Here is a 1,643-nt window from a genome sequence, read left to right as displayed (position 1 = left end):
CTCCTTTCAAATGACGGACCAATCGGGGCTCAGGTCACCCGCTTCGAAACCAGCCTGACGGCTTTCGCTCCCATTTCCCGCCGTTCAGCTGCAGCTCGTGCGTCCCCATTAGCCGACTGTCTGCTTTTCAGCCTGAGAGCGTCTTCCATCGACGCTGAACATTTTGGAATGGGTAGCGAGCGGACGGGCGGCTATCCTGTCTGACCCGCATCATGAATTATTTTCGGAGTGATTGCTTGGAACAGCAAAGCCGCAGCGCAGAGGCCAATTGCCGTAGCCAATATGTCGTGGATGTCGAAAACCAGCTTGTGCCCAATCCTCTGCATAAACTCCCAAACGACGAGTCCGATACCACTGATCGTCGCGCTCAACAGAAAACGGATGCGAGCTGCCCTAAAGTTCATCGGCAAATTTTGGTCTGTCCAGATGCTCAAAATCACGAAGACAATGGCTATGGCGGCGGCAAAATTTGGGAGCACACCGAGCAAATACTCCCCCGGCTGTCCGATGATCAAACGTCTTGCCCTCAGCCAATGCCCTGAAGATAGAAGCGCAAGCCCCCCAATCCCTGATAACCCATAGCGTGTTACTAGCTTCACGAACGGCCTCCGCCTGTCCATCATAGCACTGCTAGACTGACGCCCGCAATTGGGGGGTAACGGCCTGACAGCTTTCGCTTCCAGTTGTCGCCGTTCCGGGGCCTTGGCGGCGTTCCTGAAAGCCGACCGGCGGCTTTACCAGTCTGGGCGCATCGCGCAGTCAACGTCGAATGCGTTGGCCTGGTGGTTAGATGTCGTTCACGGCTGTTAGAACGTAATGCCCTTGTTCGGTGCAGAACGGAGTTGACAGATGCCAATCCGCAACCAGTTCTCAACGGGGTCTGAAGCGCATCGTAACGGATAACCACAAAAGTAATTTTGGAACGCCCAAATCTCCTATTTTCGGCCCGCTGACGCGCGCGCCTGAAGCATTTCGCGGCGGAGAATGGCATTCATGCGCGTCTGATACCCGCGACCTTCAGATTTGAGCCAAGCGCGCACATCCTTGTCGAGGCTGGCGGTTATCTGCGCCTTGACGGGGCGGTAATGTTTGCCCCGAACCGCGTTCTTCCAATCTTCCTCGGTCAACTCGGGAATATCACTCTGATCAATCTCACTATCTGGACGTGCAGCAAGCGCAGCGAGCCTTTCATGATCGGTCTCCGTCAGCGGCGGCAAATCCTTCAGCTTCATGCTAACCATTTTCTCGTTCATAACCCTGTCTCTCGTGCCGTGTTGCCATTCGGGCTGAAATGATGCGGATTTTCTCCTGTCCGTCATTATTTCGATATGTGTGCGCAACCATATAAACGACGTGACCACCAACTTGACCGTAAGCCCGCCAGCGCTCCTCATCCCCCACATGCTCGTCAGCGAAGAGCAACATGAGAGGGTCGCCAAAAACTGAGGTGGACCCGGGATTTCGGACAGGGGGTTAAGCTGGTATCGGCCTAACTNGCCAAAGTGGCTTTGGAAGCGCTGAAGGGGGAGCTGACATTGGCGCAAGCAGGCGGTTGAGGGGATGGCGGCGGTGTTTTCCGGCAAGGCCGAAGCTGGCGAGGCCAGCCGTGAGGCTGACGTCGAGAAGCTCCACGCCAAGATCGG

The 1,643-nt window shown here is 55.9% G+C and carries 3 protein-coding genes and 2 pseudogenes; 2 read left to right on the top strand and 3 right to left on the bottom strand.

Going from position 1 to position 1,643, the window contains the following annotated elements; translation table 11 throughout:
- The coding region (locus B7364_RS18075) for a hypothetical protein (RefSeq protein ID WP_232780777.1) at positions 1-204 on the top strand (204 nt) is incomplete at its 5' end.
- Here the strand turns inward: B7364_RS18075 and B7364_RS02495 are convergent.
- The 3 genes and pseudogenes from B7364_RS02495 to B7364_RS18345 form a co-directional block, all read right to left on the bottom strand.
- Positions 192-599 (bottom strand): hypothetical protein, encoded by a 408-nt coding sequence (locus B7364_RS02495; protein WP_157893440.1) that lies wholly within the window; start codon positions 597-599, stop codon positions 192-194. The genes B7364_RS18075 and B7364_RS02495 overlap by 13 nt on opposite strands.
- Before the next feature lie 336 nt (positions 600-935).
- Positions 936-1,253 (bottom strand): BrnA antitoxin family protein, encoded by a 318-nt coding sequence (locus tag B7364_RS02490; RefSeq protein WP_085338370.1) that lies wholly within the window; start codon positions 1,251-1,253, stop codon positions 936-938.
- Positions 1,234-1,437: pseudogene (locus B7364_RS18345) on the bottom strand (BrnT family toxin); the annotation flags it as partial. The pseudogene B7364_RS18345 and the gene B7364_RS02490, both read right to left, overlap by 20 nt.
- A 65-nt stretch (positions 1,438-1,502) precedes the next feature.
- On the opposite strand from B7364_RS18345, the pseudogene B7364_RS18340 reads away from it, so the two are divergent.
- A pseudogene (locus B7364_RS18340) lies at positions 1,503-1,643 on the top strand (IS3 family transposase); the annotation flags it as partial.

This window comes from Aquidulcibacter paucihalophilus (assembly GCF_002105465.1).
In the GTDB taxonomy this organism is placed as follows: Bacteria; Pseudomonadota; Alphaproteobacteria; order Caulobacterales; family Aquidulcibacteraceae; genus Aquidulcibacter; species Aquidulcibacter paucihalophilus.
Note: the sequence above shows the minus strand (reverse complement) of the source record. Positions and strands in the feature narration are given on the sequence as shown.

Bases quoted from the DNA above. Each gene is read 5' to 3' on its own strand.
- B7364_RS02490 (WP_085338370.1), bottom strand. From the start codon at position 1,253: ATGAACGAGAAAATGGTTAGCATGAAGCTGAAGGATTTGCCGCCGCTG.